General features: G+C 72.4%; 23 protein-coding genes and 1 pseudogene. 11 read left to right on the top strand and 13 right to left on the bottom strand.

Annotated elements, in window-relative coordinates; genetic code table 11:
* Positions 1–43 precede the first annotated feature (43 nt).
* Both MFF61_RS00420 and MFF61_RS00425 read right to left on the bottom strand, forming a co-directional pair.
* A complete protein-coding gene (locus MFF61_RS00420; RefSeq protein ID WP_238233134.1) occupies positions 44–1,543 on the bottom strand; it encodes an MFS transporter in 1,500 nt (499 codons plus the stop codon).
* Between the two features lie 107 nt (positions 1,544–1,650).
* Positions 1,651–2,223: a DNA-3-methyladenine glycosylase gene (locus tag MFF61_RS00425; protein WP_238233135.1), complete on the bottom strand. Its 573-nt coding sequence runs from the start codon at positions 2,221–2,223 to the stop codon at positions 1,651–1,653.
* A 188-nt stretch (positions 2,224–2,411) separates the two neighbouring features.
* Here MFF61_RS00425 and MFF61_RS00430 point away from each other — a divergent pair, with 188 nt between their 5' ends.
* Positions 2,412–2,573 (top strand): hypothetical protein, encoded by a 162-nt coding sequence (locus MFF61_RS00430; RefSeq protein ID WP_238233136.1) that lies wholly within the window; start codon positions 2,412–2,414, stop codon positions 2,571–2,573.
* 91 nt (positions 2,574–2,664) lie between these two features.
* Here the strand turns inward: MFF61_RS00430 and MFF61_RS00435 are convergent, their stop codons facing one another.
* Both MFF61_RS00435 and MFF61_RS00440 read right to left on the bottom strand, forming a co-directional pair.
* A complete protein-coding gene (locus tag MFF61_RS00435) occupies positions 2,665–3,294 on the bottom strand; it encodes an SGNH/GDSL hydrolase family protein (RefSeq protein ID WP_238233137.1) in 630 nt (209 codons plus the stop codon).
* Positions 3,295–3,384: 90 nt separating this feature from the next.
* Positions 3,385–4,248, bottom strand: a pseudogene (locus MFF61_RS00440) (alpha/beta fold hydrolase).
* An 81-nt stretch (positions 4,249–4,329) separates the two neighbouring features.
* Between MFF61_RS00440 and MFF61_RS00445 the strand changes: the two are divergent.
* From MFF61_RS00445 to MFF61_RS00460, 4 genes are all read left to right on the top strand, one after another.
* Positions 4,330–4,833 (top strand): HAD family hydrolase, encoded by a 504-nt coding sequence (locus tag MFF61_RS00445; protein ID WP_238233138.1) that lies wholly within the window; start codon positions 4,330–4,332, stop codon positions 4,831–4,833.
* A 123-nt stretch (positions 4,834–4,956) separates the two neighbouring features.
* Entirely contained in the window at positions 4,957–5,415 is a 459-nt protein-coding gene (locus tag MFF61_RS00450) for a hypothetical protein (RefSeq protein ID WP_238233139.1), read from the top strand.
* Positions 5,412–5,741: a DUF3618 domain-containing protein gene (locus MFF61_RS00455; protein ID WP_238233140.1), complete on the top strand. Its 330-nt coding sequence runs from the start codon at positions 5,412–5,414 to the stop codon at positions 5,739–5,741. Before MFF61_RS00450 ends, MFF61_RS00455 begins: the two co-directional genes overlap by 4 nt.
* 69 nt (positions 5,742–5,810) lie before the next feature.
* Complete coding sequence (locus MFF61_RS00460; RefSeq protein ID WP_238233141.1) at positions 5,811–6,236, top strand: DUF1810 domain-containing protein; 426 nt, start codon at positions 5,811–5,813, stop codon at positions 6,234–6,236.
* Between the two features lie 109 nt (positions 6,237–6,345).
* On the opposite strand, the gene MFF61_RS00465 is transcribed toward MFF61_RS00460, so the two are convergent.
* From MFF61_RS00465 to MFF61_RS00475, 3 genes are all read right to left on the bottom strand, one after another.
* Complete coding sequence (locus tag MFF61_RS00465; protein WP_238233142.1) at positions 6,346–7,917, bottom strand: L,D-transpeptidase family protein; 1,572 nt, start codon at positions 7,915–7,917, stop codon at positions 6,346–6,348.
* A gap of 127 nt (positions 7,918–8,044) precedes the next feature.
* Positions 8,045–8,764 (bottom strand): DUF1796 family putative cysteine peptidase, encoded by a 720-nt coding sequence (locus MFF61_RS00470; RefSeq protein ID WP_238233143.1) that lies wholly within the window; start codon positions 8,762–8,764, stop codon positions 8,045–8,047.
* Positions 8,761–9,714, bottom strand: coding sequence for an acetyl-CoA carboxylase carboxyltransferase subunit alpha (locus MFF61_RS00475; protein WP_238233144.1), 954 nt, complete (start codon positions 9,712–9,714; stop codon positions 8,761–8,763). Before MFF61_RS00475 ends, MFF61_RS00470 begins: the two co-directional genes overlap by 4 nt.
* Positions 9,715–10,170: 456 nt before the next feature.
* On the opposite strand from MFF61_RS00475, the gene MFF61_RS00480 reads away from it, so the two are divergent.
* The 3 genes from MFF61_RS00480 to MFF61_RS00490 are packed head-to-tail and all read left to right on the top strand — an operon-like array spanning position 10,171 to position 12,905.
* A complete protein-coding gene (locus MFF61_RS00480) occupies positions 10,171–11,295 on the top strand; it encodes a patatin-like phospholipase family protein (protein WP_238233145.1) in 1,125 nt (374 codons plus the stop codon).
* Between the two features lie 49 nt (positions 11,296–11,344).
* Positions 11,345–12,088 (top strand): acetoacetate decarboxylase, encoded by a 744-nt coding sequence (locus tag MFF61_RS00485; protein WP_238233146.1) that lies wholly within the window; start codon positions 11,345–11,347, stop codon positions 12,086–12,088.
* 31 nt (positions 12,089–12,119) lie between these two features.
* Positions 12,120–12,905 carry a 3-hydroxybutyrate dehydrogenase gene (locus MFF61_RS00490; RefSeq protein WP_238233147.1) on the top strand — a complete coding sequence of 262 codons (786 nt, stop codon included), beginning with the start codon at positions 12,120–12,122 and terminating at the stop codon, positions 12,903–12,905.
* 111 nt (positions 12,906–13,016) lie between these two features.
* Here MFF61_RS00490 and MFF61_RS00495 read toward each other — a convergent pair whose 3' ends face one another.
* From MFF61_RS00495 to MFF61_RS00505, 3 genes are read right to left on the bottom strand one after another with little or no spacing between them, the layout of a single operon-like run.
* Positions 13,017–13,619 carry a pyroglutamyl-peptidase I family protein gene (locus tag MFF61_RS00495; RefSeq protein ID WP_238233148.1) on the bottom strand — a complete coding sequence of 201 codons (603 nt, stop codon included), beginning with the start codon at positions 13,617–13,619 and terminating at the stop codon, positions 13,017–13,019.
* Positions 13,620–13,627: 8 nt separating this feature from the next.
* Positions 13,628–14,473 carry a glycosyltransferase family 2 protein gene (locus MFF61_RS00500; RefSeq protein ID WP_238233149.1) on the bottom strand — a complete coding sequence of 282 codons (846 nt, stop codon included), beginning with the start codon at positions 14,471–14,473 and terminating at the stop codon, positions 13,628–13,630.
* A complete protein-coding gene (locus MFF61_RS00505; protein ID WP_238233150.1) occupies positions 14,474–15,715 on the bottom strand; it encodes an amidase in 1,242 nt (413 codons plus the stop codon).
* Between the two features lie 153 nt (positions 15,716–15,868).
* Between MFF61_RS00505 and MFF61_RS00510 the strand changes: the two genes are divergently transcribed.
* Positions 15,869–16,264 carry a hypothetical protein gene (locus MFF61_RS00510; protein ID WP_238233151.1) on the top strand — a complete coding sequence of 132 codons (396 nt, stop codon included), beginning with the start codon at positions 15,869–15,871 and terminating at the stop codon, positions 16,262–16,264.
* Between the two features lie 133 nt (positions 16,265–16,397).
* The gene (locus tag MFF61_RS00515) at positions 16,398–17,570 is read left to right on the top strand and encodes a mandelate racemase/muconate lactonizing enzyme family protein (protein ID WP_238233152.1); all 1,173 of its coding nucleotides are present in this window, start codon (positions 16,398–16,400) and stop codon (positions 17,568–17,570) included.
* A gap of 2 nt (positions 17,571–17,572) precedes the next feature.
* Here the strand turns inward: MFF61_RS00515 and MFF61_RS00520 are convergent, their stop codons facing one another.
* Positions 17,573–18,859 carry an alpha/beta hydrolase gene (locus tag MFF61_RS00520; RefSeq protein ID WP_238233153.1) on the bottom strand — a complete coding sequence of 429 codons (1,287 nt, stop codon included), beginning with the start codon at positions 18,857–18,859 and terminating at the stop codon, positions 17,573–17,575.
* A gap of 434 nt (positions 18,860–19,293) precedes the next feature.
* Here MFF61_RS00520 and MFF61_RS00525 point away from each other — a divergent pair, with 434 nt between their 5' ends.
* The gene (locus MFF61_RS00525) at positions 19,294–20,082 is read left to right on the top strand and encodes a glycosyltransferase family 2 protein (protein WP_238233154.1); all 789 of its coding nucleotides are present in this window, start codon (positions 19,294–19,296) and stop codon (positions 20,080–20,082) included.
* 708 nt (positions 20,083–20,790) lie between these two features.
* Here MFF61_RS00525 and MFF61_RS00530 read toward each other — a convergent pair.
* Positions 20,791–21,849, bottom strand: coding sequence for an ABC transporter ATP-binding protein (locus MFF61_RS00530; protein ID WP_238233155.1), 1,059 nt, complete (start codon positions 21,847–21,849; stop codon positions 20,791–20,793).
* Positions 21,842–23,512, bottom strand: coding sequence for an ABC transporter permease (locus tag MFF61_RS00535; RefSeq protein ID WP_238233156.1), 1,671 nt, complete (start codon positions 23,510–23,512; stop codon positions 21,842–21,844). The genes MFF61_RS00530 and MFF61_RS00535 overlap by 8 nt, the downstream gene beginning before the upstream one ends.
* Between the last annotated feature and the right edge of the window lie 2 nt (positions 23,513–23,514).

Consider the following 23,514-nt stretch of genomic DNA (forward strand, 5'->3'; position numbering starts at 1 on the left):
GGCCTGAGACACCCGGACCGGCACGCCAGCGCCTGCCGCAGCGTCACTCCACCGATGCGAGCGGCTTGGCGACCTCCTCCAGCGACTTGCCTTCCGCCGCAACACCCCAGATGCCGCCCACCGCCGCCGCCACGGCGAGCAGCGCCACGCCGATCAGGTAGCCGTAGAATACGTTGGTGCGCGAACCCGTGTCGATCAGCGCCCCGAACAGCCACGGGCCGATGACGCCGCCGATGCCGGTGCCGATGGCGTAGAACACCGCGATCGCCAGCGCGCGCACTTCGAGCGGGAAGGTCTCGCTCACCGTGAGATAGGCTGAACTCGCCGCCGCGGAGGCGAAGAAGAACACCACCATCCAGGCGACGGTCTGGCCGACCGGGCCGAGCAGCGCCTGCTGGAACAGCAGGCCGACGACGGCGAGCAGCAGCGCGGAGACGCCGTAGGTGAAGGCCAGCATCGGCCGGCGGCCGATCGAGTCGAAGAACCGCCCCAGGATCACCGGGCCCAGGAAGTTGCCGGCCGCGAACGGCAGCAGGTACCAGCCGACATGGTCGGAGGGCACGTTGAAATCCTTGAGCAGGATGATGCCGTAGGTGAAGTACACGCCGTTGTAGAAGAAGGCCTGCGCCATCATCAGGCTCAGGCCCACCAGCGTCTGGACGCGGTAATCCACCAGCATCGCCCTGAACACCGCGGTGAACGGCGTGTGCGAGCGCGTGCGGATCTTCAGGGTCGGCAGGTGCGCGGGGGGCGGCGGCACCGCCACCCCGGATTCCTTCAGCCGGCGCTCGATGCCGGCCACGACCGCCTCGGCCTCCGCGATGCGTCCGTGCGTGAGCAGCCAGCGCGGGCTCTCGGGGATCCAGGAGCGCAGCAGCAGGATGACGAGGCCGATGCCGCCGCCGATGAAGAAGGCGACCCGCCAGCCCGTCTGCGGATCGATGATGTCCTTGTTCAGCAGCACCACCGAGGCGAACGAGCCCGCGGCCGCCCCGAGCCAGAAGGTGCCGTTGATGGCGAGATTGACCCAGCCGCGGGCGCGGGCCGGGATGAGTTCCTGAATGGTCGAGTTGACCGCCGTGTACTCGCCGCCGATGCCGGCGCCGGTGAGGAAGCGGAAGAGGCAGAAGCTCCAGATGTCCCAGGACAATCCGGTCGCCGTGGTGGCCGCCAGGTAGGTGGCCAGCGTGATGAAGAACAGCTTCTTGCGCCCGAGCCGGTCGGTGAGCCAGCCGAAGCCGACCGCGCCGAGCACCGCGCCCGCGAGGTAGGCGCTGGTAGCCAGACCGATATCGGTCGCCGTGAAGCGCAGGGTCGGGCTCTCCATCAGCGCGCCGATGAGGGTGCCGGCGAGCGTCACCTCCAGGCCGTCGAGCACCCAGGTGATGCCGAGCGCCAGCACGACGAGAGTGTGGAACCGGCCCCAGGGCAGCCGGTCGAGCCGGGCCGCGATGTCGGTCTCGACGATCGTGCCGATCGGCACCCGGTCCGGCGTTCCGCGGGCGTTGCCCGTCACGGCGGTGGCGGCGATCGTCTCGGTCATCGGCGTCTCGCTCCCCTGCCTCGAGGGCAGCCGAGAGCAACGATCGACGCCGTCGATGGTTCGCGCCCGGCAGGCGGATGCGGCGCGAGGCAGGGCGCCGCTCGACGTCACGACGGTGCTGTGCGGCGCGGCGGCGGCCGGCTCGCGAAGGGCGAGCCTGCGAGGAGGAACCGCCAGGGCGTCTGGGTGCCGCGCGTGATGCCGATGCGGGGACCGGACACCACCGCGACCGGTCCCTCAGGCGTCAGGAGCTGGAACGGAGCGCGGTCGAGGGGCAGGCCGTCATGCGCGCCGGTGATGGCCAGCGCTTGGCAGACGCGGCCCGGTCCGGCGCAGAGCAGGCGCGCCGCCGCCGTGTTCCGCCGCGCCGCCATGCGGTCGAGCCCCGCGGTCGGGGCCAGCGCCCGCACCAGAACCGCGCTGCCGACCTCGCAGACGAGATTCATGCACCAGTGCAGCCCGTAGGAGCGGTAGACGTAGGCGTGCCCGGGCGGGCCGAACATGCTGGCGTTGCGCCGTGTCGGCCCCGGGAAACTGTGCGAGGCCGGGTCGGAGCGGTCGTAGGCCTCGGTTTCCACGATGATGCCGCCCACGCCGTCGACCAGGAGGCGGCATCCGATCAGGTCGGCCGCCGCCGCGGCGGCCGGACGGGCGAACCAGGAGAGGGGGATCTGGGACATCGCAGCTCATGAAACGGCCGGTCGGTTGATCCCGATACCCCGGGCGAGGCCGTGGCGCGAACCGCACCGGCCACGGCGACCGCCTGCTGGGATGAGGGGCCTCGTCCGATGGCCGAAAGATTCCAGAACCGTCTCGACGCGCGTCCGTTGTCCCGCCGGATCGTCATCGACCGCGATGGAGTGCAGACATGACCGTCAAGCCGTGGCCCGCAGCCGTTCTCGCCCTCGCCTTGACCCTGGGCAGTGCCGGCTTCGCCTTCGCACAGGGCGCCGGTGGATCGACCAGCGGGCATAGCGGGGGCAGCAACACCAGCAGCGAGACCAAGCCCGGAAGCGGGTCGGGCCGCTGAACACGCGCGCCGCCGCCGGTCGGACGCCCTGCTGAGCGTCCGACCGGGGCGGACCCGCATCACGCGCGGGGCCATCACAGACCCCGTGCGCTCACGGCCGGGCGAAGACGCGGCGGCCCGGACACGGCTCCCGCAGCATCGCCGCGATGGCGCCCGCGATCTTGTCGCCGCCCCGCACGGAGGGTTCGATCGGATTGGCGAAGTCCGCGTCCTCGTCGCACAGGAGGCGCAGGTCGATCAGGGTGAGATCCCGGGCGAACGCCTCGCGGGTGATGACGTCGTTGAGGAGCGTCAGCGCCGCCGCGGCCACGCTGCGGCGCGCCGGGTCGGGGTAGCGCGGATCGTAGATCGTGCAGATGGCGGCCGGCCGGCCGCGGGCCAGCACCGCGTCGAGCATGGCGCGGTACGCCTCCCGGAACCGGTCTCGCACCTCGGCGAGCGCCGCGACCGCCTCGGCGATCGAGCCGGCCGGCCGATCGAGCACCCCGGAGGCCCGCAGGGCGTCGTTGCCGCCCGCGCTGACGACCAGATGCGTGGCGTCCTCGGGCAGCCGGGCGAGCTGGCGCGGCAGGTCGGCGAGCACCGCCCCGTCCACCGCCAGAAGCGTCGCCCTTCCGCCATCCGGCAGGACGGCCCGCACCTGGCGCACCACGTCGGGGCCGCCCTGCACGTAGGCGCCGTTGTCGAACACGGAATCGCCGAGAAGGACCACGTGGGACATGCGCCTCGCGTCTCTCTGTTCGGGGTGGGAGGAGGTCCGCTTTGCGCCCAGAAGCGCGGCCAGCGTCAGGACGGCGCGCCGCCGCATCATCTACGCGCGCAGGAAGGCGGTCAGCATGGCGTTCACCCGCGCCGGCTCCTCGTGGTGGAGCCAGTGGGTCGCCTCCGGCAGCCATTCGATCCGCCCGTCCTCGCAGTGATCCAGGCAGGCGGCGGCGAGGTCGGGGCTCAGGGCCACGTCCTTGCGGCCCCACAGGATCAGGGTCGGGACGCGGACCCGGCCTTCGACGCGGCGGCGCCTGAACCGCACGGCGCGATACCAGTTGAGCATCCCCTCCAGGGCGCCGGGCTGCGACCACGCCTCGCGGTAGCGGGCGATGTCCTCGGCCGAGAAGGTGCCCGGCCGGCTCGTCAGGTGCAGGGCCTGCCGCAAGGCGAGAAAGCCGGCGGCGCGCAGCCCGGCCTCCGGCAGGCGCGGCACCTGGAAGGCCGCGAAATACCCGACGCGCAGCGCCTGCACGGGATGGCGCCGGGCATAGGCCGCGAGGATGTCGGGATGCGGGGCGTTCAGGACGGCGAGCCGCTCGATCCGCTCGGGCGACCGCGAGGCCAGCCACCAGCCGACGATGCCGCCCCAATCGTGGCCGACGAGCCTGATCCGTTCGGCGCCCTACAAGTCGGCCAGCGCCAGCACGTCGTCGGCGACGCGGTCGAGATGGTAGGCGGCGAGATCCCGAGGCTTGCTGCTGAGATTGTAGCCGCGCTGGTCGGGCGCCAGCACGCGCAGGCCCGCCGCCGCGAGAGCGTCGATCTGATGGCGCCAGCCGAACCAGAACTCGGGAAAGCCGTGCAGCAGGATCGTGAGCGGGCCGCCGGCCGGCCCGGCGCAGGCCACGTGGAGCAGTGCGTCGGGCAGGCGCACGAGCGACAGGTCGGGCGTGGTCGGAGGCTTCATGGCGTCTCCGGGGCTGGCGGTCTGGCCCAACGCCGCCCACCGCCCGGGGATCCGGCCGCGGCGCCGGGCGTTGCCGCGGCGATGCAGCTCTTCCTCGACTGCGACGGCGTGCTGGCCGATTTCGACACCGGCGCGGCCCGGGTGCTGGGGTGCCCGCCGCGGCAGTACCAGGCGCGCCACGGCCCCGCCCGGTTCTGGAGCAGGCTCGCGCGCGCACCCGACTTCTACGGGCAGCTTCCGCTGATGCCGGATGCGGAGATGCTGTTCTCGGGCGTGCGCCACCTCGCCCCCGTGATCCTGACCGGCTGCCCGCGGGGCGGCTGGGCAGAACCGCAGAAGCAGCGGTGGGCCGCCCGGCACTTCCCGGGCACGCCCATCATCACCTGCATGGCCGTGGACAAGCGCCGCCATGGCCGCCCGGGCGACATCCTGATCGACGATACGCTCACGCATCGCCACCTCTGGGAGCAGGCCGGCGGGCGGTTCATCCATCACCGCTCCGCCCGCGGGTCGCTGGTCCGGCTGGCGGAGATGCTGCCGGGCGGCGCGTTGCCCCCGCCCGGGGCAAGGCCCGGCGCCATCTGACGCCACCCTGGGGGAGGAGGCTGGTCGCGCCCGCCGCCCAGCCGGACCGCGCATGGAACCCCGATACTCGCCTGGGGTTCTCCCGGCGCCACGCACACCTCCGCGTCGAGGAGACAGGCTGCCATGCTCAACGACACCAACGGACTGGGTGCCGGTCCGGCCGGCCGCGATCAGGGGCGGGGCGACGGCTTCGCGGAGCGCGTCCTGGCCCAGGCCCACGGCTATGTCGAAACCCGCAAGGCCGATGCGGTCCGGGCGGTCTCCGATCTCGCCGGCGCGATCCGCGACACGGGCGCGGGTTTCGGCCCCGCGCCCCACCTGAGGGGGCTGTTCGACAGCGCCGCCGAGGGCGTGGACGAGTTCGCGGACGGCCTCGCCCGCCGCTCCCTGGGCGAGATCCGGGACGAGGTCGACGCCGCGGTCCGCCGGCATCCCGCTCTCGCCTTCGCGGCGGCGGCGCTCGCAGGCTACGCCCTGTTCCGGCTCGTGCGGGCGCCCGGCTTGCGGCCGATCCCGCGCTCGCGGGCGCTGGTGCCCGCCGCCGCGACGCCGGACGTCCGGAAACCGGAGCGCAGACCATGACCGGCTCGCCGGAGGAGATGGAGCACGAGGTCGAGGCGACGCGGGCGCGGCTGGATCGCACGCTCGACACGCTTCAGGCGCGCCTCACGCTCTCCGGCCTCGCCGAGGATCTGATCGGCACGCAGGCGCCCGCCCAGGCAGCCGGCGTGACCGCCCGGCGCCTGCTTCAGACCATCCGGGAGAATGGCGTCCCGGCGGCCCTGATCGGTGCGGGTCTCGGCTACCTGCTCTACGATGCGGTGCGGCAGGAGGCCGAGCGGCGGCGCCTGCGGGTCGTCCGGGCCGGTTCCGCCTCAGGCACGCCGGAGGCGGGCCGCGGCGCCTGAGGCGAAGCCGGCCAGGCCGTCCGGCGCGTTCGAGCGCAGGCGATCCGCACCAGGCGGGCAGGAGGGCGCATGGACGATCCCTACGATCTCGCGCGGTTCGTCGCGGCGCAGGAGGGCACCTACGAGCGGGCCCTGGGCGAGCTGACCGCCGGACACAAGCAGAGCCACTGGATGTGGTTCATCTTCCCGCAGATCGCGGGGCTCGGGTTCAGCCCCATGGCGCAGCGCTATGCGATCGGCGGCCTGCCGGAAGCCCGTGCCTACCTGAACCATCCGGTGCTGGGTGACCGGCTGAAGGCCTGCACCGCCGCCGTGAACGCGCTGAGCGGGCGGACGGCTCGCGCGGTGTTCGGAACGCCGGACGACATGAAGTTCCGCTCCAGCATGACGCTGTTCGCGCATGCGGATCCGGCCGAGCCGGCGTTTCGCGCCGCCCTGGAGACCTATTTCGGCGGCCAGGAGGATCCGCGCACCCGCGAGGCGCTCCACCTCTGACCGGCCGAGGCTCTCGCGTCACGAGAGCACCGAGCCCGTCCCGCAAGCCGGCACCCGCGAGGATGCGCCAGGACCTCGCCGCGAAGCGCCGGTGCATGGGCGAGCCCGCTCAGGGGCTCGGCGAGACCCCTGCGACGCGGTGGGTGCCCGGCGCGGCCGCGCGCTTGGCCGGAGCCTCGGCGGGCTTCGCCTCCGGATGCCGGCCGTCCGACGCCTTGTGGTCCGGCGCCTTGGCCGGTGGCGCGGCATCGGGCCTCTTCGCCTCGACAGGCTTGACCCCATCGGCAGGCTTGGCCGCGGCGGTGACCGGCGGGTGCAGGCGGGCCGTCACCTTCTTGGGCGCGGCGGGCGCCGACGGCTCGGCCGCGGCGGGCGTCGGGGTGGCAGGCGGCAGAGCAGCGGGGGCGGTGGGCGCCGGCGTGCTCCCGAACAGGCTGCCGAGCAGCTTGCGGTAGGCCGACGGATCGTCCTCGGCGCTCGCCACCACGACGGGGGCGGGCTTCGGGGCCGGATCGAGCGCCTGGGCGGCCTCGCGGGACGGGATGGGGGCGGGCGTGGCGGCCGGCGCCGCGAAGGCGAGGGCCGTGGGCCGGGGCGCGCCCCTGCGGGCGTCGGGCGCCTCCGCGGGCTTCGCCTCGGCGGCCTTGCCGTCGGCCGGCTTGGCCGCCGCGACGAGCACCGGCTTGCCCTTGGCGTCGACGGTGATCTCCTCGGGTCCCGCCGCGATCGCGTCGGGCCGGCTGATGATGCCCATCTCCGGCCGGCGGATCTGCTGCTCGGCGAACAGGGTGGTGCTCGGCGCATCGCCGCGGAAGAACGGGTGCTGGCCGCCGTCCTGATAGACCACCCGCACCGCCGGCGTACCCTTGGCGACGAGGTCGGCCACCTCCTGCTCGTCCTTGTCGCGCTTGGCCACCACCACGGGATCGACCCGCGGCGCGCAGGCGCCGGCCGCCACGTCCTGGCCGCCGAAGACGTAGCGCGTGCCGCACACCCCGACCCGGGGCTCCTCGTTCAGGGCCTCGAAATGGTCCGAGCCCTCCTTGAGGTTCTTCCAGAACGGCATGTTGGGGTCGTGCCGGTACTTGGCGAGGTTCTGCGCCGTCATCCGGAACGGGTAGGACTGGAACTGGAACGCCCGCTGCCCGCCCGCGAAGGCGTCGCGCGCGATGGCGTAGATCTCGGCGATCGCCTCGTCGGTCATGGCGAAGCAGCCCGCCGACGAGCAGGTGCCGTGCACCATCAGGTAATTGCCGGTGCGGTTGTTCGCGCGGTCGAAGGCGTTGGGGTAGCCGGTGTCGAAGGACAGGTAATAGGAGGAGTTCGGGTTCATCTGGCCCGGGGTGATCGTGTAGAACCCCTCCGGCGCCTGCCGGTCGCCCTCCTTGCGCTTCGGCCCGAGTTGGCCCGACCAGCGGCAGATCGGAAAGGTCTTGAGCAGCGCATAGCGGCCGTCGCTGCCGCGCTTCCAGACCTCCATCTCCGATTCCTTCTTGAAGGCCCGGATCAGGATCGGGTCGCTCGCCGACATGCCCTTGGTGGACATCAGCGCCAGGGTCTTCTGCGGGATCGGCTGCAGGTGCCGGGTCGAGCCGCTCCCGGAGAACCCGCCGTCCTGGCAGGCCGCCAGGGAGAGGGCGAGGGCAAGACCGCTCGTCGCCAGCACCGCACGCTTCGCCATGGGGCTCCCCGTTCTCGACCCAAGCCGCGGCCCAGCATGCTGCGCACCGCCGGCCCACTCCACCCCATAGCTTCGTTAAACTTGACCGAACCTTACCGCAAGAATCCGAGCGGGTTCCGGTGCGCGTTCAACTGGGCCTGTTCCCATCCGGCCACGTTTCGGACCGGATCAGGCGGAGAACAAAGGCATCGTCAGCCTCTTCGGCGAAACGAAGGCCGAGCGAGGCGCTGCGGGTGTGAATCGCGTGGAAAGCGAGGGCGGCCCGTCCGAGATCGACGCGACGCGCCGTCGGCGCGGGCGCGCCGGCCTCCACCTGCATCACCATCAGGCGGTTGCGCGACGGGTGTCGGGACAGGATGTCGCAGATCGCCACCGCATCCTCCGGCTCCACCGGCAGGGTCGCCAGGAGGTAGAGGCGGTTCTCCGCCTCCGGGTCGGCCAGCGCGGTGCGCAGGCGCCGCACGCCCTCCTGCAGGAAGCGGTAATCCTCGTCCGAGACCGCCGGGTCATGGTGGTTGAACACCACCGGCAGCCCGTAGGCCTCGCCGTATTCGCGGTGGCGGCAGCGGGTGACGTCGGGGCCGAGGCGCTCGGCCAGCGGCACGCTGCGATAGGCCGAGCGGTCGAGGAGGGTCGCGAAGTCGTCCGCGAGGCAGTGGCGCACCATGCGGGCGTTGGAGAAGATCCAGTCGAAGGGACCCGACCAGCCGCGCAGGCCCGCGCCCTTGAGCAGGTGGGCCATGTGGCAGTGGCTGCCCAGCGAGACGTGGTTGAGCCGGCCCGGCTCGCGCGCGCTGCGGCGGCCGCCGAGGCCCCGCAGGACGCGCGCGGCGAGCCCCCGGCTCACAGCCTGCGGCCGATCTCGAGGAATTTCTGGGCGCGCTGGTCGCGCAGCGCGTCGGGACCGAGGCCGGACAGACCGTCGAGGGCGGCCGCGATCGCCTCGTCGGCGGCCTTGAGGGCGGCGGCGGGGTCGCGGTGCGCGCCGCCGGTGGGCTCGGGCACGATGCCGTCGATCACGCCCAGCCGCAGCAGATCCTGGGCGGTGATCTTCATGGCGGTGGCGGCGTCCTGCGCCCGGCCGGCATCGCGCCACAGGATCGAGGCGGCGCCCTCCGGCGAGATCACGCTGTAGATCGCGTGTTCGAGCATCAGGACCTTGTTGGCGGTGGCGAGCGCGATGGCGCCGCCCGAGCCCCCCTCCCCGATCACCAGCGCGACGTTGGGCGTGCCGAGCGCGAGGCAGGCCTGCGTCGAACGGGCGATGGCCTCGGCCTGCCCGCGCTCCTCCGCCTCGATGCCCGGATAGGCGCCCGCCGTGTCCACGAAGGTGAGGACGGGCAGGCCGAAGCGGTCGGCGAGGTCCATCAGGCGCACGGCCTTGCGGTAGCCCTCCGGGCGGGCCATGCCGAAATTGTGCCGGATGCGCGCCTCGGTGGTGGCGCCCTTCTCCTGCCCGATCACGCAGACGGGCCGGCCGCGGAAGCGCCCGAAGCCGCCGACCACCGCCTCGTCCTCGCCGTAGCTGCGGTCGCCGGCGAGCGGCGTGAACTCGGAGATGAGGGCGGCGCAGTAATCGACGAAATGGGGGCGCTGCGGGTGGCGGGCGACCTGGGTCTTCTGCCAGGGGGTGAGCGTCGCGTAGAGTTCGGCGAGCGCGGCGGCGGCCTTGGTCTCCAGGCGCGAGACGTCGTCGCTGATCGAGACCGCACCGTCGCGGTCTCCCAGCGCGCGCAGCTCCTCCAGCTTCGCTTCGAGTTCGGCGACGGGCTTTTCGAAGTCGAGGTAGGAGCGCATCGGATCCCGTGCAGGTCGGTCCGGCGAGGGGCGCGGGGCCGGGCGTGGAGGGCGGCCGGACCGCGGGGGCCGAGCCGGAGACGGCCGTGGGCGAGCGGCGCGCGAGGGCCACGGCCACGGGCGGCGGAGGCTTGGCGGAGCGGCCGGCCCCTGTCAACCCGCGCGGAGCGCGGCAGGCGATGGCCCGATCCCGTCACGTCGCCGGGGCGTCATCGTCCGGGCGGGTCGGGTCAGCGCCTTCGGCGGCCCGGCGCGCCGTTGAGACCCTCCCAGCAAGACCCTCCATGCAAAACCCTCCTTTGCGGCAGGCTTCCCTCCCGCCTCAGGCCCGATGCGCCGGAGAGCGCGACGCCGCCTCGACCCGGCATGAGCCTTGCTGACCGTCATGCCCGCGTCATCTACTCGGGCAAGACCGTGGCCGCAGGGCGCCGCGGCGGTGTATGCGGAGGTTGAGCGATGGCGTCGGCCACGGAGGACCGGGACGAGGGCCACGTGCTCGTGCTGCAGGGCGGCGGCGCGCTCGGCTCCTACCAGGCCGGTGTCGTCGAGGCGATGCAGGAGGGCGGCGTCGACCCCGACTGGGTGGCCGGCATCTCAATCGGGGCGATCAACGCCGCGCTCATCGCCGGCAACCCGCCCGAGCATCGCATCGCGCGGCTGCGCAGCTTCTGGGAGCAGGTCACCTCGGGCTTCCAGATCAGCCCGCTCTGGCCGGGCGAGCAGGCCCGCACCCTGTTCAACGAGGTCAGCGCGAATTTCGGGGCGACCTTCGGGGTCGCCGGCTTCTTCGTGCCGCGCGTGCCGCCGGCCTACCTCTACCCGCCCGGCGCGCCGGAGGCGCTGAGCTACTACGACACGGCAGCCCTGCGCGAGACGCTGCTCTCGCTGGTCGATTTCGACCGCATCAACCGGCGCGAGACCCGCCTCAGCGTCGGGGCCGTCAACGTGCGCACCGGCAACTTCGTCTACTTCGACAACCACCACGACCGGATCGGGCCGGAGCACATCATGGCCTCCGGGGCGCTGCCGCCCGGCTTCCCGCCGGTCGAGATCGACGGCGAGCATTACTGGGACGGGGGCCTCGTCTCGAACACGCCGCTCCAGCACGTCCTCGACGAGGAGCGTCAGCGCGACCTGATGATCTTCCAGGTCGACCTGTTCAGCGCCCGCGGGCCGATGCCGCGCACGCTCTCGGAGGCGGCCGAGCGGGAGAAGGACATCCGCTTCTCCAGCCGGACCCGGCTCAACACCGACGACCAAGCGCAGATCCGGATGGCCAAGACCGCCTTCCGGCGCCTCGCCGACAAGCTGCCGCCGGAGCTGCGCCAGGACCCGGACGTGGCCTTCCTGTCCAAGGTGAGCCACGAGAACGCGGTGACGATCCTGCAATTGATCTACCGGCGCAAGAACTACGAAGGCAACGCCAAGGACTACGAGTTCTCGCGCCAGACCATGCTGGAGCACTGGACGGCCGGGCGCAACGACGTGCGCCGCTCGCTGCGCCACCGCGACTGGCTCGCCCGCTGCCGGCCGGAGGCGGGCGTGGCCGTCTTCGACCTGACGCGCGACGCCCGCGACTGAGATTCCAAGCCGGGGCACCCCTGCCCCCGCGCACAGGAGTGACAGCGCCATGACCCGCGACGAGATCCTGCGTGGCCCCTCCATGCCGGTCTTCTCCCCGAGCTACCCGCGCGGCCCCTTCCGCTTCATCCGCCGCGAGTACCTCATCATCACCTACGAGACCGACCCGGAGGCCCTGCGCGCGGCGCTGCCCGAGCCGCTCGAGCCGGCGCCCGGCAACCTCGCCTACTACGAGTGGATGAAGATGCCGGATTCCTCCGGCTTCGGCGACTACGAGGAGAGCGGCACCGGCGTGCTGGCCACCTACCAGGGCACGCCCTGCAACTTCTCGGTCCAGATGTACCTCGACGACGAGCCGCCGATCACCGCCGGGCGCGAGATCTGGGGCTTCCCGAAGAAGTACGGCGTGCCCCGCCTCAAGCTGACCAAGGACACGCTCACCGGCACCCTGCATTACGACGACGAGCGGGTGGCGATGGGCACCATGACCTACAAGCACCACAGCCTCGCCGACCGGCTCGATCAGGTGCGCGACGGGATCGGCCAGCTCAACGTCAACCTCAAGCTCCTGCCCGACGTGGACGGGAGCGCGAAGGTGGCCCAGCTCGTCGGCTACCGCCTGGAGGACATCACGGTCCACGGCGCCTGGGAGGGCGAGGCGCGCCTGCACCTGATCCCGCACGCCAATTGCCGCGTCGCCGACCTGCCGGTGCGCCGCGTCGTGCGCGGGCGCCACCAAGTGGTGGACTTCACCCTCCCGTACGGGCACGTGCTGCACGACTACCTCGCGTGAGGCCCCCGCCCGTCCAACCCAGGAGACCCGCATGACCCTGACCCAGAAGAGCGCCGTCGTCACCGGCTCGACGAGCGGCATCGGGCTCGCCATCGCGAGGGCGCTGGCGCGCGAGGGCGCGAACGTCGTCCTCAACGGCTTCGGCCAGCCCGACGAGATCGAGCGCGAGCGCGCGGGCATCGAATCCGAGTTCGGCGTGAAGGCGCTCTACTCCGCCGCCGACATGTCCAAGCCCGAGGCGATCGCCGGCATGATCGCCGAGGCGGAGGCGGCGTTCGGCGCCGTCGACGTGCTGGTGAACAACGCCGGCATCCAGTTCGTCTCGGCCATCGAAGATTTCCCGGTCGAGAAGTGGGACCAGATCATCGCCATCAACCTGTCCTCGGCCTTCCACGCCATGCGGGCGGCGATCCCGGGCATGAAGAAGCGGGGCTGGGGCCGGATCATCAACACGGCGTCGGCGCATTCGCTCGTCGCCTCGCCGTTCAAGTCCGCCTACGTCTCGGCCAAGCACGGCATCGCGGGCCTGACCAAGACGGCGGCCCTCGAACTCGCCACCCACAAGATCACGGTGAACTGCATCTCCCCGGGCTACGTCTGGACGCCGCTCGTCGAGAAGCAGATCCCCGACACCATGAAGGCGCGGGGCCTGACCAAGGAGCAGGTGATCCACGACGTGCTGCTCGCCGCCCAGCCGACCAAGGAGTTCGTCACGGTCGATCAGGTGGCGGCGATCGCGGTGTTCCTCTGCTCCGACGCGGCGAGCCAGATCACCGGCACCAACCTCTCGGTGGACGGCGGCTGGACGGCGGCGTAGGCAGATTTCGCAAAAGTGGCAGCCGGTTTTGCGACGAAAATCTGCGACGAAACAAGAGCCTGAGCAGACGAAGCGTTGGCTTGCCAACGCAAGTCTGCTTAGCCGCCCGCCTCACGGCGGGGGCACCCCGGTGCGCCCGCGGGCCTCGCGCAGCAGCAGCACGGCCACCTCCGCGAAGGCGGCGGCGAGGCGCTGCGCCCAGGCCCGGGCACCGCTGCGGGGCGGGCGCGGGATGTGCAGGAACAGCACCGGGACCGGCCCGGCCAGCGCCCGGTAGTAGGACGCGTTGCACAGGTAGCGGCCCGCGTCCCGCGAGGAACGCACCGGGATGCGGCCGCGCAGCTGCGCCAGGGCCTTCACGGCGGCCGGCCCGGCCCGGCGCTGGAACGGCCCCTCCGGCTCCAGCGTGAGGTGCGCGGCGAGGCGCCCGCCGGCGTCCGGAAACAGCCGGCTCGCCCGGTTGACCGCCCGCATCTCGACCCGCACCCGCCGGCTGCGGCCCGCGACCCCGATCATCAGCACCGCCGCGGGCGCCTCCGCGAGGGCAGGCTCGAGATGGGTCGCGAGCGCCGCGTAGGCCGTGGGCAGGATGCGCAGGGCCGGCCGCCCGCCCGCCGCCAGGGCGAGCCGGGGCGAGCGGGCGAGCAGGCGGGCCACCGCCTCGCTCGGGTTGACCGGCATGCCCGGAAAGGGGCCGAAGGCGGTGATCAGCACGGGTCGGCTCACGGCAGGCGCGCGCGGTCGGGCCAGAGCATGACGGCGTAGGTCGTGCGCAGGAAGCGGCGGCGGCGCGGGACGGCCTCGTGGATCACCGCCGCGCGCAACTCCGCCCGCAGATCGCGCAGTGCGGCAAGCGAGCGCCAGGCGGGGCGGAACACGCTCTTGTCCTCGCGCAGGCGCAGATAAACCTCGCCGTTCACCGTGAGGTCGGCCGCGTAGTCGCGCGCGCCGATCTCGTGCACCGTGACCGGGCTCGACACGAGGTAGATCGCCCGGGTCGCGGCCTCGCCGCCGAACCCGGCACGCACCATGCGCTCGGTATGCTCGCCGTGCTCGTAGCCGTAGCGGCGGAAGCGCGTGTCCATGAACCCGACCGCCCGGATCGCCTGCCGGCTGAAGGCGGCGCAATTGCCGGAGGTGACGGGGGAGCGGAACGGGTCGGCGACCGTGCCCGTCCCGCAGGTGGCGGCCGCATCGAGGCCCGGGCTCGCGAAATTGACATGCCCGTAGCGCCGCGCGCCTTCCACGAACGGCACCTCCCAGCCCTCGCCCGCCGGCACGGTGTCGTCTTCGAGCAGGATGATCGTGTCGCAGGCCGCCACATGGGCGAAGTAGTACAGCAGCCGGTTCTTGTTCCAGGCGATGCCGCGGTTCGCGGCGGCGATGTGGGAGACGCCGCGCTCGCGCAGCCACGCGGGCGTGCCGTCGCCCGAACCGTCGTCGGCGACCATCAGCAGGTGCGGCGTGCGCGTATGGCGGGCCACGCCGTCGAGGGTCTCGGCGAGGCGGCCGAGCCGGTCGTAGGTGGTGATGCCGATCCCGAGCCGGGGCGCGTCGCGCCGCGTCATCTACCCGACCGCCCGCTCGATCAGGCGCGCGGCGGCGAGCGCCCGCCCGTCGTCGCCGAAGCGGGCGATCACCTGCACCCCGAGCGGCAGGCCGCCTCCGGTCGTCTCCACCGGCACGGTCACGCAGGGGACGCCCATCAGCGTCCAGAGGCGGTTGAAGCGGGAATCTCCCGTCGAGGCGAGCCCTTCGGGCGCGGCGCCCGGCGCCGAGAGCGTGAGGATCACGTCGACGTCGCCCTCGCCGAAGACGTCCTTGAGGCTGCGCCGCGCCCGGTGGGCGGTGCGGCGGGCGGCGTCGTAGGCGTCCGTGCCGACGTCCTGCGCCGCGTCGAGGGCGGCGCGCAGGAGCGGCGGCAGCGCCTCGCGGTGATGGGCGTATTCCCAGGCCAGCGCCTGGCGCGCCTCGTAGTCCTGGATGACGGGGTGGCACGCGAAGGCCTCGCCGAAGAGCGGCGCGAGGGAGAGGTCGTGCACGCGCGCCCCCGCCCGCTCGGCGGCGCGCGCCGCCCGCTGCAGGGCCGCCAGCGCGTCCGCCTCCGCCTCGTCGCAGAAATCCGGCACCACCACACCGATGCGCGGAGCACCCGTGTCCGCCACGAGATCGATGCCGGGCCGCTCGGCCAGCAGCGCGAGCGCCCGGGCGGCGTCACCGACCCGGGCCGCGAACAGCCCCAGCGTATCGAGCGCCCAGGAGTAGCACTTCACCCCCACGGTCGGGAGCAGGCGGAAGGAGGGCTTGACCCCGACCACGCCGCAGAAGGCGGCGGGCCGGATCACCGAGCCGCCGGTCTGGGTGCCGAGCGCGAGCGGCAGCATCCCGGCCCCCACCGCGGCCGCCGAGCCCGCCGAGGAGCCGCCCGGGCTGTGGCCGGAATGGCGGGGGTTGCGCGTCGCGGTCGGGTCGAGGAAGGCGAAGGGCGTGGTCGTGGTCTTGGCCAGCGGCACCGCGCCGAGGCGGCGCAGCCGCGCCACCACCGGCGCATCGGCCTTCGGGCGCCAGCCGGCATAGATCGGCGACCCCATCCCGGTCGGCAGGTCGGCGGTGTCGATGATGTCCTTGATGCCGACCGCGATCCCGGCGAGCGGCCCCTCCTGCGCCACGGCGGGGCGCGGATCCAGGCACGCGAAGGCCCGGACGGCGTCGTCCCGCGCCGCGATGGCCTCGCGCGCGAGGCCGACCGCCCCGTGCGGGGTCAGGGTGCCGGCATCGATCCGGGCGCGCAGGTCGAGAAGCGAGAGCATTCCGGGCATCCGTCTCAGGTCAGGGACGCGCCCGGTTGACCGCGGGCGGCAGGCCTGAGTCAAGCGGAGCACCGGCCCCCGCGGGCAAGCTGACCTTACGTTAAGCGATCCGTGCCAGCCTCGTTTGCCGAGGATCACGGAGTGGGGACGCAGATGGGCGGATCGAAGGGATGGGGCGGCTGGGGCCACCCGTCGGGCGGCGTTCCCCCGGACCGCTTCGGTCGGGCGGCCGGCACGGCGCGGCCGGCACCGGAGGCCCGGGCGCAGGCGCAAGTGTCCTATCGCAGCGTGCGCGAGGCGCCGGCCGAGAAACCGATTTCCTACGTGCCCTGGCCGCTGCGCGTCCTCGTCCGGATCGGGATCACGGCCGCGCTCCTCGCAGCCGTCACGATCGGCCCGGGCTACAGCGATTGCCGCCAGCGGCGGGATGCGGGCCTGATGTACTACGGCATGACGATGGGCGCCTGCACCCGTCAGGCCACCTGGGAACACGTGAGCCGGCTGCAGCGCCAGTTCGACGACATCGCCCGCGCGGTGCGGGCGCATTAAGGCGGGACCGGTCCGGGTTTCCGGCCGGCCCGCCCCGCCTCCTTGCCCGGTCGCGGACGGGAGGCTACTGCGTCAGGGTATGGCCCGGAATGAGCGCCCGCCGGGGGCACCTCCGGCCGGCTTCGGGGGCCGCATGCGCATCACCGCCATCCGGGACGACGTCGTCCCGATCAAGTCGCAGATCGCCAACGCCTTCATCGACTTCTCCGCCATGACGGCGAGCGTCGTTGCGGTGGTGACGGACGTGATGGTCGAGGGCCGGCCGGTGGTCGGCTTCGGATTCAACTCCAACGGGCGCTACGCGCCGCGGGGCCTGCTCGGGGAGCGCTTCATCCCCCGCCTGCTCGAAGCCGCGCCCGAAAGCCTGCTCGGCGAGGACGGGCTGATCGACCCGCACCGCGCCTGGACGGCGATGATGCGCAACGAGAAGCCCGGCGGGCACGGCGAGCGGTCGGTGGCGGTGGGCGTCCTCGACATGGCCCTGTGGGACGCGCTGGCCAAGGCCAAGCGGGTGCCCCTGTGGCGGCTGCTCGCCGACCGCTACAACGGGGGACGGGCGGACGAGGCCGCCTGGGTCTACGCCGCGGGCGGCTACTATCACCCGGGCAAGGGGCTCGACGCCCTCAAGGACGAGATGCGCTCCTACCTCGACCGGGGCTACTCGACCGTGAAGATGAAGGTCGGGCTGGTGCCGCTCGACGAGGACCTCGCCCGGATCGAGGCGGTGCTCGGCCTCCTCGGCGGCGACGGCAGCCGGCTCTGCGTCGACGTCAACGGCCGCTTCGGCCTCGAAGAGGCGATCCGCTTCGGCCATGCCGTCGCGCCGCTGGGGCTGCGCTGGTACGAGGAACCGGTCGATCCGCTCGACTACCTCGCCCATGCGGCCCTCGCCACCACCTATGCGGGGCCGCTCGCCACCGGCGAGAACCTGTTCTCGCACCAGGACGCCCGCAACCTGATCCGCCACGGCGGCCTGCGGCCCGACCGGGACGTGCTGCAATTCGACCCGGCCCTGTCCTACGGGCTGGTGGAGTACCTGCGCACCCTCGACGTGCTGCGCGACCACGGCTGGTCGCCACGGCGCTGCGTGCCGCATGGCGGACACCAGTTCGCCCTCAACATCGCGGTGGGCCTGGGGCTCGGCGGCAACGAGAGCTACCCGGACGTCTTCGCCCCCTTCGGCGGCTTCGCCGATGCGGTGCCGGTGCGCGACAGCCGCGTGGCGATGCCCGATGCGCCGGGCATCGGCTTCGAGGCCAAGGCCGACCTCTACGCGGTGATGCGGCCGCTGGCCGAGGCGGTGTAGGCTCAGCGCCCCGAGAGGGCGCGGCCCGGCTCGCGGGCAAGGTCCATGGTGGCGTCCGCCGTGTCGCTGAGGCCTTGGCCGACGCTCCGGACGTGCTCGCCGAAGCTGTCGCGGCTCTGCGGATCCATGACGGCCACGGGCGCCGAGACCGCGAGCCCCGCCGCGGTGCCCACCGTGGCGGCCGCGCCCGCGGTCATCTGGACGATGCGGTCGCCGAGACCGACGCGCGCGTCGGTCATCGTCTGGCCCTGCGCGAGACGGGTGCCGAGCACCTGCACGAGTTGCGGGCTCGCGGCGAACTTGCCGTGGTTGAGCGCATCGCCCGATTTCAGCGCGGTGAGGTTGAGGACCGTGATGTTCTCGCGGGCGAGTTCGCTGCGGTAGGGCTCCGCCTCGGGATCGATGGCGCCGAGCCGGGCCGTGCTGTTGCCCCAGACGAGCCGCGAGGCGGCGAGCGCCTTGTCGTCCTGCGACACGAACAGGCTGAGATGCGGGCGGTTCGGCCCCATGTCGCGGAACGCCTCGCGGGCGAGGTCCATGTCCACGTCGGGCGCGGCCAGCACGACGTTGCGGATCTTCGGCAGCACGCGGCCGTCGCGGATCGCCATCTGGCGCAGCGATTCGAGCACCAGCCAGTTGCCCATCGAGTGGGCCAGCACCGTGACCTCGCCCACCTCCGGGTTCTGCGCGAGGCGCCGCAGCACCGCTTCGAGCGCGTTTCGCGAATAGTTGGTGCTCTCCCGGTCGTAGCCGTAGGCCAGCACGCTGCCGCGCGAGGGCCAGGTGAACAGCACGGGCGTCACCTCCGCGCGGGTGTCGTGGACGATCTGGGCGAAGCGGAAGACCGCATCCTCGAAGCGGTTGTTGAAGCCGTGCACGAAGACGAGCACCGGCCGCCTGGCGCCGCGCCCGCCCCGGCGCAGGCGCGCGCTCTCCTCCAGGCGGTCGAGGGGAGCGGTCCGCAGCGCGACGAAATCCGTGGCGGGGTTGCCCGGCAGGGATCGGGGCCACTGCACGGTGCCGGGCTCGCGCACGGCATCGGGCGGGATCGACACCGCGATGTCGGTGAAGGACAGGCCGGCGCGCTCGCCCGAGTACAGCACGCCCGGGTCGGCGGCGCTCCTGCGGGTCGTGGCGACCAGCATCTCGACGCGGCTCGTCCCCGGCGCGGTGGCGGCGACGGGGAGCAGCACCCCGTGCGGGGTCCCGGCACAGGCCGAGAGCCACCCCGCGCCGAGAAGGAGCGCCGCACCGCGCCCCGCGCGACCGAACCGTGCCCAGACCGCCATGCCGCGCCTCGCCTCCCCGACCTGACGAGGGGGAAGCCCTGCGGATGCGGCACGAATGGGGCGCGGCCCCGGGAGCGGCCGACTTCCGGCCCGGCTGTGGCACCAGGGCAATCGGGTGAACCCGATTGCCCTGGTTGATTGGCTTGGCCTCAAGCGCCGGCGGCCGCATCCGCGGCCTGGGCTTCGCTCCGCTCGGTGTCCGGGAGGACATCCGTCCTCTCGGACCCGCTGCGCGGGGCGCCCTTCGCGCCCGCCATATCGACAATCGGGCGAAGCCCAATTGCCCTGCTGTGGCACCGCCGCCGCTTGTCGCCGGCCCCGTGCTCGGTCTAAGCAGGCCGCCGCGGGCCAAGGTCCCGCCGCACCCCCTCGTCCGCCCTTCCCGGCTCCTCGGCGAGGCATCGCCCGGCGCCCGCGCGCCCCCTCCCCGTCCGATGGCCCCGCCGCTCCCGCTCTCCATCTTCATCATCGCCAAGAACGAGGCCGACCGGATCGGGGCCACGATCCGGGCCGTGCGGGACCTGAGCGACGACGTGATCGTGGTCGATTCGGGCTCGACCGACGGCACCCAGGAGGTGGCCGCCTCGCTCGGCGCGCGCGTGGTGCACAATCCCTGGCCGGGCTACGGACCGCAGAAGCGCTTCGCCGAGGAACTCTGCCGACACGTCTGGATGCTGAACGTCGACGCGGACGAGGTGGTGCCCCCGGACCTCGCGGCGGAGATCCGCGGCCTCTTCGCGGGCGGCGAGCCCCCCGTCCCGGCCTACCGGCTCGGCATCGCCGAGATCTTCCCCGGCGAGACGCGCCCCCACCGCTGGGCCTACACCCTCTGGCCGGTGCGGCTCTACCGGCGCGACCGCGGGCGCTACTCGCCCTCGCCGGTGCACGACCGGGTCGACCTCGCGCCCGGCACGCCGACGCGGCGCCTGCGGGGCGTGATCCACCATTTCTCGGTGCGCTCGCTCGGGGACCAGCTCGACAAGCTCAACCGCTATTCCGACCAGCAGGCCGACGATCTCGCGGCCCGCGGCGTCGCCATCCCGACCTGGCGGGTCTTCGTCGAGTTGCCGGCGAACTTCCTCAAGGCGTATGTCGGCCGGCGCCACTTCGCGCGCGGCGTCTACGGCTTCCTCACGGCAATGAACTACGCCATCTCGCGCCACCTGCGCGTCGCCAAGCACTACGAGCGCCGCAGCAACGGCGGCCGCCGCCCCGGCCGGTGATCGACGCCGCGCCGCCGCAGCCGTTCACCCCGGGCGACGCGCGGGACGAAATCGGGCGGAGTCAGTCCGAGGCGATCCAGGGCCATGCGATCACGGATCGAATCACCTCCCGGCGCTCCGCGACAGCTCGTTCACGACGCGACAGGATGACCACATTATCGCCGGCCCGGCGATACTCAGCACGCTGCTGATGCTGCTGCCGTGACGGAGCCGGCCCGGAGGCGCCCGGCCTGTATGCGGATCGACAGAATTAACGCTGGATCTTTACTTTTGTGAAGGCAGAGCCGGCAGCACGGCGGCAGAGTCCAACCGTTGGCGCAGCCCTCAGGCCCGCTCTCTCAACCGATCCGACCTTCGAATCGGCGGAGAAGAAGGCCGGGGATGCTTCCGAGGCCCCAAGTCGACATCTGGCCCTGCCGCCTCCCAGGTTGGCAGGGCCTTTTTTTGGACTGGGACGATGCAAGCCGGCCGGGTCCGTCCCGTGGGGTATATCCCCGCCGCGGCATCGGCGAGCGGAACCGCGCATCTCTTATTCGGACTGTGGGCACTCAATTTCGAGAAGCGGCTATTATTCTTAAGATCTGCTTCTTATCAATTTTTGCCCTACACGATCAGCTTATCGCAAACCCACAACAACGGGTCAAAATCCGGAATCGCGCGCAGCCGATCGCCGGACCGGGCGTGCGCCCGGTTCGGCGTCCCGGCGGCTCAGAACACCCAGAGCCGCTCGGGCGGGCATTCCAGCCAGTGCGGGCCCGGCGTGGCCCGCCGGTCGGACAGGACCCGGACGGTCTGGTCCCCGCAGCGGAAGAGGTGCTCGAACTGGCTGCCGAGATAGATCGAGGTCTCGTAGGCGGCCGGCAGCCGGTTCTCGCCCGGGCCTTCGGCCAGCCGCACCGCTTCGAGGCGGATCACGGCCTTGGCCGACCCGTCCGCAGCCGGACCCTGGCGCCGGTCGAGGCCCCAGAGGGAGTGGCCGTCGAGCGCGACCCGCACCCGGCCCTCGCGCCGCTCCTCGACGGCGACCGTCAGGGTGTTGTTCGAGCCCATGAACTCGGAGGCGAAGGCCGTCTCGGGTCGCTCGTAGAGATCCTCGGGCGTACCCGATTGGACGAGCCGCCCGCCGTCCAGAAGGACGATCTGGTCGGCGATGGCCAGGGCCTCGCTCTGATCGTGGGTCACGAACACCGCGGTGATGCCGCGCCGCTTGATGAGCGCGCGAATCCAGATCCGGGCCTCCTCGCGCAGCTTGGCGTCGAGGTTCGACAGCGGCTCGTCGAGCAGGATCACCGGGGGCTCGTAGACCAGGGCGCGGGCGATGGCGACGCGCTGCTGCTGCCCGCCCGAGAGCTGCGAAGGATAGCGCGCGGCCAGCGCCCCGAGGCCGACCCCGTCCAGGGCCGTCTGCACCTTGGCGGCGATCTCCGCCTTGCCCTCGCGGCGCAGGCGCAAGCCGTAGGCGACGTTCTCGAACACCGTCCTGTGCGGCCAGAGCGCGTAGGACTGGAACACGAAGCCGAGGTCGCGCTTCTCGGGCGGCAGGTTCACCCGGGCGCCCGCGTCGTAGACGGGCCGCCCGTCGATGCGGATCGCGCCGCGATAGGGCTCCTCCAGCCCGGCGATCGAGCGCAAGAGCGTGGTCTTGCCGCTGCCCGAGCGCCCGAGGAGGCAGACGACCGACCCCTCCTCGAAGCGGGCGTCGATGCCCTTGAGCACCTCGACGGGGCCGTAGCGCAGGTGCAGGTCTTCGATGACGAGTTTAGGCATGGCGCTTGTTCCCGAGCGCGAACATCAGGCCGAGGCCGACGAGGATGAGGGCGAGATTGACGGTGGAGAGGGCCGTGACGAGATCGACGGCGCCCGTGCCCCACAGCGAGACGAGGAGCGAGCCGATCACCTCGGTGCCGGGGCTCAGCAGGTAGACCCCGGTCGAGTACTCGCGCACGAAGGTCACGAAGACGAGGACCCAGGAGCCGATCAGCCCGGCCCGGATCAGCGGCAGGGTGACGTCGCGGCTGACCTGGGCCGGGCGCGCGCCGACGACGCGGCCCGCCTCCTCCAGCTCCGGCCCGATCTGCAGCAGCGAGGCGCTGACGAGCCGCATGCCGTAGGCGAGCCAGACCAGCGTGTAGGCCAGCCACAGGCTGAACAGGGTCTGGCGCAGGGGCTGGAGCACGGGGGTGAACAGGAAGAGCCAGAACATCGCGAGGCCCGCGATCAGCCCCGGCATGGCGCGCGGCACCAGCACGAGGTAGTCCATCAGGGCGGTCCAGCGCGAGCGCCAGCGGTGCAGCGCGAGGTTGATCAGCGTGTAGAAGGCCACCGAGAGCGCGCCGCCGACCGAGGCGATGAGCAGCGTGTTGAGGATGCCGCGCACGAGGTTCGGGTAGCCCATCAGGTCCCGGAAGTGGCTGAGCGTCAGGTTGTCCCAGATGCTCACGCCTTCGCCCCAGGTGGAGAGGAACGAGCGCAGCACCAGCGCGGCGACCGGCACCACCACGGTGACGCACAGCCACGCCACGATCAGCCCCGTGGCCGGCCAGCGCCACGCGCCGAGCGCCAGCGGACGCTGCGCGCTCGCCTTGCCCTTCACGGCGACGTAGCGGTTGGCCGCGGCGAGCAGCCGGCGCTGGGTGTAGACGAGGGGCAGCGTCACCAGGATGATCGCCACCACCACCACGGCCATCAGGTCGTAGGAGGGCGTGCCGAGCTTGTTGGTGAGCTTGTAGAGGTAGGTCGCCAGCACGATGATCCGCTCGGGGTCGCCGAGCACCAGCGGCAGGCCGAACAGCTCGAAGCCGAGGAAGAACACCAGCACCGAGGCGTACAGGATGCTCGGCATGATCATCGGCAGGCTGACGGTGAGCGCCACCCGCACCGGGCCGGCCCCGGCCGAACGGGCGGCCTCCTCCACGTCCGACCCCAGCGACCGCAGGGCCGACGAGGCGTACAGGAAGACGTGCGGGACGTGGGTGAGGCCCGCGATCAGGATCAGCGAGGTCTTGGAGTAGAGGTACCAGGGGATGGCGCCGACGAGGCCCTTCACCCACAGGCTGACGATGCCGACCGGCCCGAGCGCGACGACGAAGCCGAAGGCGAGCACCACCGAGGAGACGAACATCGGCACGAGCACGAGCGGTTCGATGAGGCGGCGCCCCGGCAGGTCCGTGCGGACGAGCAGGAAGGCCACGATGCAGCCGAGCGGCACCGCGATCGCCGTCATCCCGGCGGCGATGACCGCCGAGTTGACGAAGGCCTCGCGGAAATCGTCCTCCTCGAACAGGACGAACTCGTAGGCCTGGGTGGTGAAGGTGCTCGCCGGCTGGAAGAAGGGGCCGCTGAGGAAGCTCTGGTAGATCACCAGCCCCACGGGGCTGAGGATCAGGAGCGCGGTCGCGAGCACGACCGCGATGCGGAGCGCGCGGGGCATCG

The sequence above is a fragment of the Methylobacterium isbiliense genome (assembly GCF_022179325.1).
GTDB lineage: Bacteria > Pseudomonadota > Alphaproteobacteria > Rhizobiales > Beijerinckiaceae > Methylobacterium > Methylobacterium isbiliense.

Bases quoted from the DNA above. Each gene is read 5' to 3' on its own strand.
- MFF61_RS00510 (WP_238233151.1), top strand. From the start codon at position 15,869: ATGGGCGGATCGAAGGGATGGGGCGGCTGGGGCCACCCGTCGGGCGGC.
- MFF61_RS00445 (WP_238233138.1), top strand. From the start codon at position 4,330: ATGCAGCTCTTCCTCGACTGCGACGGCGTGCTGGCCGATTTCGACACC.
- MFF61_RS00455 (WP_238233140.1), top strand. From the start codon at position 5,412: ATGACCGGCTCGCCGGAGGAGATGGAGCACGAGGTCGAGGCGACGCGG.
- MFF61_RS00430 (WP_238233136.1), top strand. From the start codon at position 2,412: ATGACCGTCAAGCCGTGGCCCGCAGCCGTTCTCGCCCTCGCCTTGACC.
- MFF61_RS00435 (WP_238233137.1), bottom strand. From the start codon at position 3,294: ATGTCCCACGTGGTCCTTCTCGGCGATTCCGTGTTCGACAACGGCGCC.
- MFF61_RS00490 (WP_238233147.1), top strand. From the start codon at position 12,120: ATGACCCTGACCCAGAAGAGCGCCGTCGTCACCGGCTCGACGAGCGGC.
- MFF61_RS00535 (WP_238233156.1), bottom strand. From the start codon at position 23,512: ATGCCCCGCGCGCTCCGCATCGCGGTCGTGCTCGCGACCGCGCTCCTG.
- MFF61_RS00480 (WP_238233145.1), top strand. From the start codon at position 10,171: ATGGCGTCGGCCACGGAGGACCGGGACGAGGGCCACGTGCTCGTGCTG.
- MFF61_RS00520 (WP_238233153.1), bottom strand. From the start codon at position 18,859: ATGGCGGTCTGGGCACGGTTCGGTCGCGCGGGGCGCGGTGCGGCGCTC.
- MFF61_RS00475 (WP_238233144.1), bottom strand. From the start codon at position 9,714: ATGCGCTCCTACCTCGACTTCGAAAAGCCCGTCGCCGAACTCGAAGCG.
- MFF61_RS00530 (WP_238233155.1), bottom strand. From the start codon at position 21,849: ATGCCTAAACTCGTCATCGAAGACCTGCACCTGCGCTACGGCCCCGTC.
- MFF61_RS00500 (WP_238233149.1), bottom strand. From the start codon at position 14,473: ATGACGCGGCGCGACGCGCCCCGGCTCGGGATCGGCATCACCACCTAC.
- MFF61_RS00465 (WP_238233142.1), bottom strand. From the start codon at position 7,917: ATGGCGAAGCGTGCGGTGCTGGCGACGAGCGGTCTTGCCCTCGCCCTC.
- MFF61_RS00525 (WP_238233154.1), top strand. From the start codon at position 19,294: ATGGCCCCGCCGCTCCCGCTCTCCATCTTCATCATCGCCAAGAACGAG.
- MFF61_RS00450 (WP_238233139.1), top strand. From the start codon at position 4,957: ATGCTCAACGACACCAACGGACTGGGTGCCGGTCCGGCCGGCCGCGAT.
- MFF61_RS00515 (WP_238233152.1), top strand. From the start codon at position 16,398: ATGCGCATCACCGCCATCCGGGACGACGTCGTCCCGATCAAGTCGCAG.
- MFF61_RS00425 (WP_238233135.1), bottom strand. From the start codon at position 2,223: ATGTCCCAGATCCCCCTCTCCTGGTTCGCCCGTCCGGCCGCCGCGGCG.
- MFF61_RS00485 (WP_238233146.1), top strand. From the start codon at position 11,345: ATGACCCGCGACGAGATCCTGCGTGGCCCCTCCATGCCGGTCTTCTCC.
- MFF61_RS00420 (WP_238233134.1), bottom strand. From the start codon at position 1,543: ATGACCGAGACGATCGCCGCCACCGCCGTGACGGGCAACGCCCGCGGA.
- MFF61_RS00505 (WP_238233150.1), bottom strand. From the start codon at position 15,715: ATGCTCTCGCTTCTCGACCTGCGCGCCCGGATCGATGCCGGCACCCTG.
- MFF61_RS00460 (WP_238233141.1), top strand. From the start codon at position 5,811: ATGGACGATCCCTACGATCTCGCGCGGTTCGTCGCGGCGCAGGAGGGC.